Origin of the sequence: Methylobacterium sp. WL8, assembly GCF_008040045.1 — a bacterium.
GTDB classification, from domain to species: Bacteria; Pseudomonadota; Alphaproteobacteria; order Rhizobiales; family Beijerinckiaceae; genus Methylobacterium; species Methylobacterium cerastii.
On the sequence record NZ_VRVF01000024.1, the window covers coordinates 20719 to 36243 of the forward strand.

Consider the following 15525-nt stretch of genomic DNA (forward strand, 5'->3'; position numbering starts at 1 on the left):
ATGTCGTTCCCGTTCAAGTCGGAAGGCTTCTGGGGCCCGCTGTTCCGCCGCCGCGACCGCGCACGGCAGGTCGAGCGGGTGGAGCCGTCGCGGCCGAAGCGGGCGACCAAGCGCGACCTCATCGCACGCCTCAAGGCGAAGACGGATCGCGCCTTCGCCCGCGACCGGCTGATCTTCGATCCGCTGGAGCCGCGCGTCCTGCTCGACGGGACGAACACCTACCAGATCAACGCCCCGTTGGATTCGGCGACGCATGAGCATCAGGTGCTCGTGCAGATCGTAGAGACGAACGCGGCCGCGACGACGAACGCCGGCAAGGTCCAGCAGATCCAGGTCTTTGACTATACCAATGGCGTGAAAGGCAGTCGGCTCGACAATTTCGGCGCGATCACGTCGAACAACACCGCGTTCACCATTGCAGGCACGGCCGAGAAGGACCGCATCACCGTCGATGTCGATTCCTTCAGGCTGCTGACCGGCCCCAAGCCGACGTTGACGTTCTCCGACGCCACGAGCGGCGACGGCGATACGGTCGCGCTGCTGAATACGCAGACGGGCGCCACCCAGCAGGGGGGCGCGTTCCTCCTCAGCAGCAAGGATAGCGGGAAGGTCGCGTCCGGCGACTTTACGGCAGACTTCGGCAACATCGAGAATCTGGTCGGCGCGGCTGGCGGCGACGACGCCCTGAAGATCGGCGCCAGCGGCCAGCTCACCGGCACGTTCGGGGGCGGCAAAGGCAGCCTGCAGCTCGACCTCTCGTCGGCAGTGACCGGCAATCTCGACGCAACGCTGGCGGCTGCATCGAGCACCTTCACGCTCACATCGGCCGCCACCTTCGGCAGCCTCGCCTTCACCGCTCCGACGACGAATTTCGGCGTCCTGCTCGGCGACGGCGACGACACGCTGCACCTGGCCACCCTGCCGCCTGCCGCGTCCTTCAGCGTGACCGGCGGCGCGGGCGTCGATACCATCGCCTTCGACCAGAACATCAGCTCCGCCGGCAACCTGAACCTGACCTTCAACGGCGGGACCGGCAACGACGTCATCAACCTCAACAGCAACCTGTCGGTCGGCAACCTCGCCCTCGCCTTCAACGGCGGCAGCGGCACGAACACGCTGAACGTCGGGGCCAATGCTCAGATCACGGCGACCGGCACCGTCACGATCGTCGCGGATTCGACCCTGACGCCCGTGCTCGCCACGAGCGGCAACGACCGCTCGACGCCGAATTCGACGGCGAACATGGCCGTCACCATCAACCAGGGCGCGCTGATCAGCGGCACGTCCGTGGCCATCGCCGTCAGCAGCCACACCACCGTCACGGACGACGCCCCGGCGAATACGCAGACGCTGTCGGTGAACACGACCGGCCTCGCGACGCTGGCCCTGAACGGCACGGTGACCGCGACGAACGGCGACGCGGCGCTGACGGCCGACGTCGTCAACAGCATCACGCTGACGTCCTCGGCCTCCTCGCAGCTCAAGCGCATCACGCCGACCGAGACCAATACGGCGACCATCGCGGTCGGCGCGGGCGGCGCGGTCAACGGCGGCACCGTCAAGCTCGCCGCCAGCACCACGGCGACGGTGAACGTCCAGGCACTCGGCCTCGTGCTGCCCGGCGCCGGCACCTTCACGGACGCGGCCAAGAACACCGGCGACGCGGCCAAGTCCGTCGCCAAGGGCGAGGCGAGCCTCGCGGACGTGTTCACGCCGGCCGAACTCGCCGTCGAAGGCGTGGTGAAGAAGGCCGAGACGACGATCACGAACGTCACGAGCGTCTCGGTGGATCCGACCGCCCGCATCCGCCAGACCGGCAGCGCAGCGATCGCCGGTGGCGATCCGGCCGCGCCCGTCTCGGTGCAGCTTTCGGCCAAGGATACGACCAACACGAGCACGACGCTCGTGGCGAAGGACGGCGCGTCCATCCCGGTCCTCGGCTCGATCCTCAACCTGTTCGCGCTGACGGGCGACCAGACGCTGAAGCGGACGACGAGCGTCGACGTCGGCACGCCGAGCACCGGAACGCTGCCCAGCGCCGCGCCCGGCGCGACCGACCCGGCAGTGATCGCCGCGGCCGGCAACGCGGCGCTCCAGGCCGCCAACAGCGGCTCGGCGGTGGTGCACATCCGCGCCGCCACCGACAAGACCAAGACGACGACCGACGCGAGCGGGAACCAGACCTCGACCTTCGACGGCGCCGGCACCGGCGAGGAGGACACCGACACCTCGCTGCCGGCCCCGATCAAGGCCGGCTCCGCGCAGATCACCGCGAACGACACCGTCCGCGTCGCCGTGCGCGGGGTCGCGATCACCGGTGCGTCGATCCGTGCCGCCGCGACCAACGACACGACGCTCGAAGCCCGCGCGATCCAGGCCCGCAACCTCATCGCCGGTTCGACCACCGCGAAGGCCGAGACCGCGCGCCTGACGGCGACCAACGGCGGCGTCTCGATCGTGGCGATGGACGCCACCTCGGCCCAGGCCATCGCCGAGCCGATGGAGCTCGGCTCGATCCAGGAGACGCAGACCGATCAGCAGAAGGCGGACAGCGAGCTGATCGGCATCGCCCGCGGCTCGGCGATCAACACCACCGAGCGCGACATCACCGCCACGATCGCCGATTCCACGGTGAGCGCGTCGACCGACGTCACGCTGACCGCCGAGAACGCCCTCGGCCTCGTCGCCAACGCGCAGGCTTCCGCCGTCTCGTCGAAGGTGGGCGTCGCCGGCTCGTATGCCGTCAACGTCGTGCTCGGCAACACGCTCGCCACGATCTCGGGCACGACCGCCCGCGTCACGGCCGCGACGGGCGACGTCACCGTCACCGCGGGCGACGTCTCGACGATCGATTCGCGCGTGCAGACCACCGCCGAGAACGCCGCAAAGGCTGGCGGCACGGCCATCGGCGGCGCGGCCGCCTTCAACATCGTCGGCTACAAGCTCGACGGCATCGCAACGAGCGCCCTCGCGGACAAGATCGTCGGCGCCGCCGTCGACGCGCTGCTCGGCACGAGCTTCTTCTCGACGATGGCGACCCAGGCGATCCGGGCCCGCATCGAGGCCGCGACCGTCACCGCCACCACCGGCGCCGTGGGCGTCAACGCCGTGAGCGCGGGCACCGTCAACGCGACGGTCAGCAACACCGTGACCGTGAAGACGCCGGAGCAGAGCGCGTCGGCACAGGCCAAGGCCGCCGCCAAGCAGAACGCGCTGTCGAACGCTCGCGGCACCACCCCAACGACCTCGGCGAACGTCGTCAGCGACGCGAGCTCGCGCAGCATCGGCGGCATCCTTGCCACGAACCGGATCGCGCGCTCGGCCACGGCCGAGGTGATCGCGATCGTCCAGGGCACCACCGTCGGCGCCCCGACGATCACCAGCGGCGGCACGCTCGGCGTCCACGCCGCCGATACCGCGACGATCAACTCCAACGTCAAGCTCGTGGCCTCGAGCCAGGCGGCCAGCGACGGCGGCCTGCCGGGCAAGGAGCCGCAGATCGAGTCCGACTACAAGACGAGCGCAGGCTTGGTCTCGCTCAAGCTCGGCGAGCGCGTGGCGGTGACCTTCGCCAATCTCGCCGGCTTCGACCCGATCGTCACGTCGACGAAGGCGGACCTGCTCAAGAGCCGGCTGCCCTCGACGACGTCGGACGCCCAGTCCGGCAAGGCGGCGACGCCGGCCTCGAACACGAAGTCGATCAAGCAGGGCGACGTGGTGCTGATCAGGCCCGGCTTCCCGGAGGGCCAGGGCACGGTCGGCACCTACTACCGCTACAAGTCCGCGACGACGGGGGCGGGCGACACGATCGACCTCAGCAAGGCGAACTTCACCGACACGACGCTCTGGCAGGCGATCGGCATGAAGGGCGCCGTCTACGCCTACATGGGTCCCGACTCGACCGACGACGCCAGCAAGGTCGATCTCAAGGCGGCGAACTACACCGACCTCAACCTCTGGCGCCCGGTCGGGCAGAGCGAGGCGAAGCCGGCGAGCCCGACCGGCTCCGGCGGCACCGCCGCGGGCGGCATCATCGTGCGCAACGAGATCCGCGGCGGCGTCACGGCCACCGTCGGCAACGCGACCGTGCAATCGGGCAGCGTCGCGGTCTCGGCCGACCGCAGCGCCACCATCACCGCGACGACCGATGCCACCGTTGAGGCCATCGCGACGGTGCGCGAGCAGACGGGGACCGACGGCACGAACGGCGCCGGCACCGGCACCCCCAGCACGATTCCCGGCCAGACCTCGGCCTTCGACAAGCCCGCCGCCACCGGCAGCCAGCAGAACTCGCGCTCGACCGCCCTCGCGATCAATGCCGTGATCGCGTCGAATACGATCCTTTCGTCCGCCAACGCCTCGATCGGCGACTCCACCGTCACGACGACCGCGACCGGCGACGGTTCGGTCTCGGTCACTGCCTCCACCGACGGTTCGATCACGGCGACCGTCAACGCGCAGACGACCGCCGTCTCGAACGGTGCCATGGGCACCGGTGCGGCGACGGGCCAGGCGACGGCGCCGACGACGACCGCCAAGGCCGCCGGCGTGCAGCTCGCCTTCAACGCGGTCGGCTACGACAGCAGCAACGTCGGCTTCGACACGCTCGACGCGCTGGCCGGCACGAACCTCACCTCGCCCTCGACCGCGCAGGCGAGCGCCACCATCACCAACAGCACCGTGACCGCGGTCGGCGTCGTCACCGCCGCCGCGACCGCCTCGGGCGTGATCGACGCGACGCTCGGCAACAAGGTCAGCGCCGCGGCCAAGAGCGCCAGCGCCGACGCGCTCGCGGTCGCCGGCATCATCGCCATGAACCGCGTGAGCGGCGCCGCCCAGGCGGCGATCGACGGCGGCAACAAGACCGACAGCACCCGCAAGGCGGTCACCGGTACGGACGTGACCGTGTCGGCCACGGATTCCGTCTCGATCGACTCGACCACCACGGTCGGCGCCTCCGCCAAGGCGGTCAAGGCCGGCTCCGTCACGGGCGCCGACCCGAGCCCGGAGGCGCTGCTCGGCCAGTACGACTACACGACCTCCTCCGGCTCCCGGAAGGTGACCTTCGGCCAGAAGATCCGCCTCGGCGACGCCTGGAAGGGCACGGGCACGGCCGGCGCCGTCTACCAGTATGTCGGTCCCGACTTCGACGCGGCGCTCGATCTCGGCAACGCGACCGCGACGGATGCGCGCCTGAATTTCGGCGACTTCGCCTACTGGAAGAAGCTCGACGCCGCCAACGTGGTGCCGGGCGGCACCACCGGCTCGCAGCCGCGGCCCGGCAGCGTCACGACGCCCGCCATGGAGCCGTCCTCGAAGGGCTTCGGCGCCGTGGTCTCCCGCAACGACGTGTCGGGGCGTGCCGAGGCCAAGATCGTCAACACCGTGCTGACGGCGACCGGCGACGTGGCGGTGACCGCGGCGTCGAACGGCTCGATCCAGGCGCTCGATGCCAGCACGATCTCGGGCGGCACCGCCGCCAACGGCGTGCTCGTCACCAACACCGTCCAGAACGGCGCCTCGGCCTACGTCCAGGACAGCACCGTCAGGGGCGGCGGCCTGACGGTCGCGTCGACGAACGCGTCCGACATCGACGCCAGCGCCAAGGGCTCGGTCGCGGGCGAGACCACGGCCATCGGCTTCACGCTGGCCTTCAACACCGTCGGCTACGCGTCGCAGAACCCGCTCTTCATGGCGGTCGATGCGATCGTCGGCGATCCCCTGATCGCGACCGCCCTCGGTGCCGAGGCGTCCGCGGGCGCCAAGGCCTACGTCACCGGCGCGACCGTGACGGTGGCCCGCGACGTCGCCGTCACCGCCGACAGCCGCGCGCAGATCAAGGCGGTCGCCGGCAACGAGGTGAAGCAGGCCGACACCGCGAGCACCGTCTACAAGGCCGAGACCGGCGCCAAGGGCATCTCCGCCGGCGCGGTGCTCGCCTCGAACAAGGTGAGCGCGAAGGCCGAGGCCTATATCGGAGCGGCGACCGAGTCCGACACGGCGCCCGCGAGCCCGGCGGCGACCGTCACCGCCACCGGCGGCAGCGTGACCGTGTCGGCGCAGAACCGCGCCGGCATCACGTCGAGCAGCACGATGATCGGCTCGTCGGCCGTCTCGGGCACGGTGGCGGCGCTGGCCAAGCAGGCCGCCGCCACCGCGCTGACGATCTACGATTACACCACCAAGTCCGGCCAGAAGGATCTCAAGGCGGGCGACCGGGTTCGGCTGGCCAACGACTACACGCTGCCCACCGGGTCCAGCACCAGCACCACCACGACGCTGGAGGACGACGCGAAGGTCTTCGCCGGCCGCGTCTTCATCTATGTCGGGACGGGCGCCTCGGGCGTAAACCTCGCGACCGCCGACTACAGCGACACCACGAAGTGGTACGCGGTCGCGGAAGGCGCCACCGTCGCCACGACGGCGGCCCCGGCCGGCACGACTGGCACCACGACGACCAAGACGACCGATGCGACGGCGGGCACGGAGACGACCACCGTCACCTCGGCGACGGGCACCACCGCGGTGACCCGCACCGTCGTCGACAAGGCCCGCTATTCGTCCAAGGACGGCTATCAGTACATGATGGCCGGACAGAGCGTTCTGTTCTCGCGCAACGACAACGTGTCGAAGGGCGAGAAGGGCACGGTCTACATCTGGCGCGGGGCCGACAACACCAAGGTCACGCTGAACGGCGCCGACTACACCACCGACGATTGGATGCCGGCGCCGGCCAAGACCGTGATGCCGTCGCTGGACAAGGTGGCCGATCCCAAGCCGCCGGCCGCTCCGACCGCCGCCCCGGCCACCGGGTCGACGGATCCCGTTCCGACCGCCCGGACGCCCGCCTCCTCGTCCAAGGCCTTCGGCGGGTTGATCGTCTTCAACGAGGTAACGAGCGGCGCGAGCGCCCGGATCACCGATGCCCTCGTCACCGGCCATGTCGACCTGACGGTCGCGGCCAAGGATGCCGCCGACATCTCGGCCACCGTCGTCTCGACAGTCACCGCCTCGGGCGGCACCTCGTTCCAGTCGAGCACCGGAACGGCCGGGACCAGCGGCGGCATGGGCGGCGGCACCCTGATCGCGGGCAACGGCATCGCCACGACGAACGTCGTGCGCAGCGGCGCCGTCGCGAGCGTGCTGCGCGGCACGATCGAGGCCACCACCGGCGACCTCAGCGTCACCGCCGTCAACACCGACGGCATCGACGCCACGCTGCGCGCCGCCTCCGCCACCTCGGGCGGCAGCCAGGGCGGCGTCTCCGCCGCGGTGACGCTCGCCTTCAACTCGGTCGGCTACCAGACCCAGAACCTCCTCTTCAACACGCTCGACGCGCTGATCGGCTCGCCGACCCTCGCCGACGCCTTCGGCGGCGAGGTCGGATCGGGCGCCAGGGCGACGATCGTGAAGTCCTCCGCCCAGGCGGGTGGCGACCTCACCGTGTCCGCCAACTTCGCCGCCAAGATCAACGCGACGGTGAGCAACGCGGCCCAGTCCTCGACCGATTCGATGAAGGGCTCGGGCGGCACGGGCTTCGGCCTGGTCCTCGCCTCGAACAAGGTCAGCGGCAGCGCCACGGCGCGCATCGACAACACGGGCGCCACCGGCCTCACGGTGCGCGCCGGCGACGCGATCTCGGTGCTCGCCACCGACGCGGCGGGCATCGCCTCGAACGTGCAGATCGTGACGAGCTCCACCGTCGTGAAGACGGCCGGCGGCACGCCGACGAACCAATCGAAGCTCAACAAGTTCCTGCCGTCCGACTATTCGACCAATCCGAACGAGGTCCAGTCGGCCACGATCCAGTCGAACCTGATCAAGAACCGCAAGGATCTGCTGCCCGACGAGGTCAACGCTCTCGAAGACAAGGTCTGGGCCGAAGTCACGCGCGTCAAGGGCCTCATCGCCGACGTGCAGGCGCAGCCCGCCAAGCTTGCCAAGGAACTCGAACAGTTCCAGCTCCAGTTCAAGGACCGCGCGAACGCGTCCGAATACTTCACCGGGATCCAAACGGCGCTCATCGCCCAGTTGAAGACCGCCGCGGCCCGGGTGCCGAGCACCGACACGACCGGCCTCGCCAAGCGGCTCACCGACGCCGCGACCGATCTCGACACGCAGACGAAGGTCGGCGTGCTCAACAACACGGCCGGCGACACCGCGCGCGATACCGCCTTCAAGGTCGCCTCCGAGGCCGCGCGCCGCGGCTACCTCGACGACGCGTCCCTGCGCGCCAGCGCCGACGCCTACCAGAAGGTCGTGGGCGAGACGATCGGCCGCCAGGTCGCCGTCGACAGGACGGTGTTCGACGCCGCCGCGCAGATCGTGAAGCTCAAGACGGCCCTCGACGACTTCCTGAAGCCGTTCGGCGTGAGCACCGACAGCATCGCCATCCTCGACCTGTCCGCCTACGGCCAGGTCCCGCAGACCGCCAACAAGCAGGACGTCGCCTTCGGCACGCGGGTGCGCATCGCCGACGGCTACGCCAAGCCGACCTACAAGACCACGGACACCACCGCCGTCACGATCAAGGCCGGCGACACCGTCCAGGACACCACGTCCGGCACCGTCTACAAGTACATCGGCACGTCCCCGCTCACGAAGCAGCAGCCGAGCCTGCTCACCCTCGGCGACAAGACCAGCTGGGCGGCGATCGGCAAGGCGGACAGCTACAAGGCCGGCGACATCTTCGTCTACATGGGTGGATCGACCACGAACCTCGATCTGGCGGCGACCGACTTCACCGACAAGTCGCTCTGGAAGCGTGCGCTCGACTCGAACTTCATTCCGGACGCGCTGGTCCTGCCGAGCACCGGAAGCGGCAGCACGGGCAGCACCGGCGCGTCCCCGACCGTCGCCGCGCCCGCGACGGCGAACGATCCGCCGCCGACCGGAGACCCGTCCTCCGGCAACGCGGCCGCGACCGGCACCGTGAAGCCGCAATCGGCGAGCGCCCTCGCCATCGGCGGCCTCGTCGTGCTCAACAGCGTGCACGGCGACGCGATCGCCCAGATCACCGGCGTCACCGCGACGACCACGAACGGCGCGATCACGGTCTCGGCCACCGAGACCGCCACCATCGTCGCGACCGCCGACAGCGCCGCTACCGTGAAGTCGGCCAACTCCTACAAGCAGACCGGCGGGGCCGGCACGGGCTCCGCGGCGCCCGCCAGCGGTACCACAACCGACCCGACGGCCGGCGCGAAAACGCAGACCCGCAGCCTCGCGCTCGGCGGCGTCATCGCCACGAACGCCGTGCTCGGCACGGCGACGGCCGAGATCGTCGGCAGCACCGTCCGTGGCGGCGGCGGCGTGGCGGTGAACGCGCTCAACACGGCCTCGATCGACGCGACGAACAAGTCCGCGACCACCAGCGACCAGGGCGCGGTCTCGATCACCCTCGCCTTCAACACGATCGGCTGGAAGGACCAGAACGTCCTGTTCCGGGCCGCCGACCTGATCACCGGGCAGCCCCTGATCCAGCAGGGTCTGAACAGCGACGCGACCCCGTCCGGCGCCAGCGCCCGGATTCTCGCGAGTAGCGTGACCACGGATGCCGGCACGCTCGCCGTCACCGCGCGCTCGGACGCGACGATCAACGCGGCGCTCACCAACAAGGCCAGCGCCTCGAACGCCGTCCTCAAGGACGCGAGCACCTACGCGGTGGGCGTCGCCCTCACCGGCAACATGGTCAACGCGCGGGCGCGCGCCACGATCTCCGACACCCTCGACGACGCGACGACCGGCACGAGCCGGATCGATGCCGCCGGTGCGCTGTCGGTCTCGGCGACGAGCAACGGCACGATCACCTCGACGAACGCGCTCTCCTCGCTGGCCAGCCTGACCAAGCCGAGCGTGCTGGAGGACTTCGCCGGCAAGATCCTCGGCGACTACGACTACACGACGAAGTCGGGTACCCAGACCGTCAAGTTCGGCGACACCGTCTACGCGAAGGTCAACGGCAAGGACACGATCTACGTCTACGATGGCTCGACGACGACGGTCGATCTCGCGGCGGAAACCTTCAGCGAGGCGAATTCATGGCGGGTGAACAACCTGCAGGAATTCATGAAATTCCTGCCTCCGGGCGTGCTGAACCTCGGCGAGAGCAAGGACACCAGCGGCCAGTCCACGGCTCCGGCGGGCGGCTCGACCTCCGCCTCCGCCAGCAAGGGCACGAAGCCCTACGCGGTCGGCGTGAGCGGCATCCTCGTCAGCAACGACGTGCGCAGCACCGCCGCGGCGAGCCTGCTCGACACCACCGTCGTCCAGGCGGGCGACGTCAGCGTGGCTGCGGCCCAGACCGGCACGATCACGGCTTCCGTCACCAGCAAGGTCGAGGTCAAGCTCAAGGCCGGGGACACGAAGGACAAGAGCGCGATCGGCGTCGGGGCGGTCATCGCCGCCAACGTCGTCGCCGGTTCGAGCACCGCGGCGATCACCAACAGCAAGCTCGGCGATGCGCAGGCGAGCAAGACCGTCGGCAACGTCACCGTCAGCGCCGCCAACACTGGCGCGATCACGGCCACCGTCGACAGCACGGTCGAGTCGAGCCAGACCGCTATCGGCGTCACCGCCGCCTTCAACAAGATCGGCACGTCGAGCCAGAACGTGCTGTTCGACCTCGCCGACGCCATCGTCGGCACCGATCTCGGCACCGCGATCCAGGGCAGCAACGACTTCGCCGCGACCGCCGCGATCTCGGGCCAGCCGATCAACGCCACCGGTCTCGTGACCGTGAGCGCGCGCTCCAACGCGACCATCAAGGCCGACATCACCAACGCGGTGACGACGGTCGGCGGCTCGGTCACGAGCGTCGGGGCCGTGGTCGGTCTCAACTTCATCCGCCTGGCGACCTCCGCGACGATCGCCGACGTCGCGAGCGTCAAGGCGGCGGGCGGCGTGTTCGTGCGTGCGCTCAGCGACTCCGCCATCGAGGCGGTCGTGACCGCGCCCGTCGTCGCGGTCGCCTACCCCCCCTCGCCGGCCGCGTCGACGGATCCGAACGCATCCGGCAGCGGGAGCGGCAGCACCGGCAGCACCGGCAGCAGCCAGACCGCGCGCACGGTGTCGGTGGCCCTCAGCATCGCCCGCAACACGATCATCGACGACGTGCTGACGGCGGGCATCGATCGGGTCGCCGACCTGTCGGCGAGCGCGGGCGACGTGCAGGTGATCGCCGGGAGCAAGGCGTCCATCACGGCGGAGGCGACGGCGACGGCGATCGCCGTGCTCCTCAGCACGGACGATTCCAAGAACGTCGGCTTCGCCGGCGGCGGCGCGCTCGGCTTCAACACGATCGTCGGCGGCGTCGACGCGCACATCGCCGACAGCAAGGTGACGGCGCTGGGCGCCGTCGCGGCGAACGCCGACGGCAGCGGCGGGCAGGGCAACATCACGGTCGCGGCGAGCAATGCCGCGACGATCACCGCGACGGTCGACGCGGCCGCGGCCGCCGTGGTCGTCGGCAAGGGCACCTCGCAGGCGGTCGCCATCGGCCTGACCCTCGCCCTCAACATGATCGGCGCCTACAAGAGCGGCATCCCGGCGGGCACGGACTTCGCCAACGGCGCGACGGCGCGCTCGCTCAAGGTCAACGCCAGCGTCGCGCGCACGCCCCTCACGGCCGGGCGCAGCGTCTCGGTCCAGGCAAGCTCGACCGGCAAGATCACCGCACAGTCGCTCGCGGCGGCCGTGGCGGTCGCCGCCTCGTCCGGCGGCGGCACCAGCAGCGGAAGCAACAATCTCGCCCTCTCCGGCGGCGGCCTCGTCGTGTTCAACACGATCACCACCGCGACCACGGCGGTGATCGACGGCACCAACACCGCCAACGACAAGGTCCAGTCCGGTGCCGGCGGCGTCACCGTCTCGGCCGGCGACTCGGCCGTCATCAAGGCGACGGCGGTGGCGCTCGCCGTCGCGGCGGACCTCAGCCTCGGCTCGAGCTCGTCGGGCACGACGCCCGCCCTCGCCATCGGCCTCTCGGTCTCGGACAACGAGATCAGCAGCGACGTCTCGGCCCGGATCGTCCAAGTCGCCAACGTCTCGGGCAACGGCGCCGTCACAGTCTCGGCCGCGCGCGGGGCCGACATCTCCGCCACCACCGCGGCCGCCGCCCTCGCCGCGCAGTTCACCTCGAACGGCAAGCCGGTCTCCGTCAGCGGCGGCGCCGCCATCTCCCTCAATACGATCGGCGGCTCGATCGTCGCCGAGGTGACCGACTCGGCGATCGGCGCCGGCACGACGGATGCGCAGAAGGTCGGCAGCGTCGACGTGTCCGCGTCCGACCAGGCCAAGATCGCCGCCCTCACCGCGGCCGCGGCGGCCTCCATCGCCGGCGCCTCGAACCAGAGCGCGACGGCCGTCGGCTTCGGGACTTCCGTCGCCAACAACGTTATCGGCTCGGGCGGGGCGGTGCGCGCGACGATCTCCGGCACGCCGATCCGCGCGACGGGTGCCGTCGCCGCGCGTGCCCTGTCGCAGGAAACCGTGACCGCGCAGACGCTTGCCCTGGCGGTCGGGATCTCGGGTAGCGGCGGTGCCGGTGCGACATCCGTCAGCCTCGGCGGCTCGGCCGCCCACAACACGATCGACCTCGCCACGACCGCCGAGATCAAGGGCGCCGTGGCGATCGACGCGGGTAGCGTCGGCGTCACCGCCGACAACCAGTCGAGCGTGTCCTCGAACGTCGGCGCCGCCGCCATCGCCGCGGCCTTCAGCGAGGGGTCGGGCATCTCGGTCTCGCTCGCAGCGAGCATCGCCCTCAACAGCATCGCGGGCAACGTCAGCGCGAGCCTGACGGACGCGCAGGTGACGACCCGCAACGGCGGGGTGAACGTCGCGGCCAACCGCACCGGCACCATCAGCACCACGGCCGCGGCGGCGAGCGTCGCGGCGGGCCTCAGCGGCGACAAGGGCGTCGGCGTGGCCGGAGCGGGCGCGGCGGCGGTCAACAGGATCAGCAGCAGCACCACCGCGCTGGTGCAGGGCGGCTCGCTGAACGCGGCCGGGGCCGTGACGGTCTCGGCCGGCAGCGTCGCCACCATCTCGGCGGACATCGTCGCGGCCGCGGTCGCCGTCGGCGCCGGCTCGGGCAATTCCGGCTCCGGCGCGCTCGGCATCGCCATCGCCTACAACGAGATCGGCAGCTGGACCGCCTACGACGAAGCCAGCAACACGATCAGCCAGACGCCCTCCCTCGGCAGCCGCGCCAACGTCTCGGCGACGCTGACGGGTACGCCCGTCGCCGCCACCGGCGCGCTGTCGGTCGGCGCGACCGGCACGAACACGATCTCCGCCAACATCGCGGCGATCGCCGTGGGCCTGACGGGCTCCGGCGGGTCCGGCGGTGCGGCGAGCGTCGGCGGCACCTTCGCGCTGAACAGCATCGGGCTCGCGACCAAGGCGTCGATCGACGGCGACGGGACCGGCACGGCCAAGCCCGGCCTCAGCGCGGCGCGCGCGACCGTCTCGGCGAACGACAGCTCCGTCATCACCGCCAAGGCGCTGTCGGCGAGCCTCGCGCTGACGGCCGCCTCGACCAACGCCGGCACCGTCACGGTCGGCGGCGTCGCGGTGCTGAACACCATCGCGAACGACGTCTCGGCGACCATCGGCAACCTCGACCGCGGCCTGACGACCGGCGGCGCGATCGGGGTGACCGCGACCTCGGCGGGCTCCATCGAGGCGGATGCCGCCTCGGCCGCCATCGCCTTCTCGGGCTCGGGCTCGAACGCGGCCGCGGTCAGCGCCGCCGTCACCTACGCACGCAACGTCATCACCACGAGCACCCGCGCCCAGGTGAGCGAGAGCGTCCTCGCGACGACGGGTGCGGCCGGCACGATCGACGTTACGGCGGATGCCGGCACCGCGATCACCGCCCGGATTCTCGCGGCCTCCCTCGCCGCGGGCGTCGGCGGCAGCAACGCGGTCGGCGTCGGCCTCGGCGCGGCAGTGGCCGAGAACCGCATCGGTTCCTGGACTCAGTCCGGCGAGAAGGGCAGCACCAGCTACGCCCTCGCCGACAACGGCGGCACCGCCGTCGAGGCCTCGCTGACGCGGGTGAACGTGAACGCGTCGGGCGCGCTCGGCGTCACGGCGACCGCGCACAACACCATCGACGCCGAGATCGCCGCCCTGTCGGCCGGCCTCGCGGGCGGCGGCTCGGCCGGCGTCGGCGTCAGCGGCGGCGCGACGACGGTCGTCAACGCCATCGGCGTCGCCACGCGCGCCTTCATCGAGGGCAACGGCGTCTCCGGCAGCCTGATCGGGTCGAACGCGATCAATGCGGGCGCCATCACTGTGAAGGCTTCCGACACGTCCGCGATCACCGCCAACGCGCTGACCGCTGCGGTCAGCGCCGCCTTCGGCGGCTCGGCGGGCGTCGCCGTGTCGATCGGCTTCGCCCTCGCGCTCAACACCATCGCCAGCTCCGTCCAGGGCTACATCCAGAACGTCGGCAACGACATCTCCACGGGGACCGGTGCCATCGCGGTCGGGGCCACGAACTCGGCCACGATCAGCGCCACCACGATCGCCGCCGCGGTCAGCATCGGCGGCGGTGGCTCGGCCGGCGTCGCGGTCGCGGGCGGGGGCGCCTTCGCCTTCAACACGATCCGCACGACGACGAGCGCCTTCATCGACTCCAGCACCATCGCCAAGAGCGGCAGCGTCGGCATCACCGCGACCGGTGGGTCGACCATCACCGCGCTCGTCGCCGCGGCCGCGGTCGCGGCCTCGGGCGGCGGCTCGGCCGGCGTCAGCGTCGCGGTCGGCGCCTCGGCGGCGGCCAACCAGATCGGCGGCTGGACCACGGTCACGGACAACGACGGGCGTCGCGTCGACACCGCCACCGACGGCAAGGGCTCGGTCGTGGAGGCCCGGCTGCGCAACAGCAGCGTGACCACCGACGACGCGCTCGCGATCACCGCGACCTCCTCGCAGACCATCTCGGCCAAGGTCGCGGCGGCGACGGCCTCGATCGGCGGCGGCGGCTCGGCCGGCGTCGGCGTCTCGGCGGCCGGCGTCGTGGTGACGAACGCCATCGCCGTCGCCACCAGTGCGACCATCGACCGGGACGGCGCGGGCATCAACGCCGGCAGCGTCGCCCTCGATGCCGAGGACCATTCCTCGATCAAGGCCTATGCGGGCTCCGCCTCGCTGGCCGGGTCCGGCGGCGGCGCGGCCGGCGTGTCGGTCGCGGTCGGCTTCACCCTCGCGCTCAACAGCATCGCCGGGGGGGTCGAGGCCTCGATCAAGAACGCCAACGACGGCGTCAAGACCACCAAGGGCGACGTGTCGGTCAAGGCTCTGCGCGACGGCACCATCTTCGCCGCGGCGGCCGCCGCGGCCGTGTCGGTCGCCGGCGGCGGCGCCGCCGGCGTCGGCCTGAGCGGCGGCGGGGCCTTCGCCTCGAACGTCATCCTCGGCTCGGTCAAGGCCTACGTCGACACCAGCAAGGTGACGAGCGCGGCCGGCTTCGCGATCACCGCGTCCGCGTCGGCGACGATCACCGCCATCATCTCG

At 71.1% G+C, this 15525-nt stretch carries 1 protein-coding gene (only partly in view); it reads left to right on the forward strand.

Annotated features, from left to right (window positions below):
- A protein-coding gene (locus FV234_RS26175; protein WP_187273648.1) for a GLUG domain-containing protein crosses the window boundary here: on the forward strand, positions 1-15525 show its 5' end (the start). 28386 nt of this gene lie beyond the right edge of the window; 15525 of the gene's 43911 nt are visible here — the first part of the coding sequence; it begins with the start codon at positions 1-3; its stop codon lies off the right edge, out of view.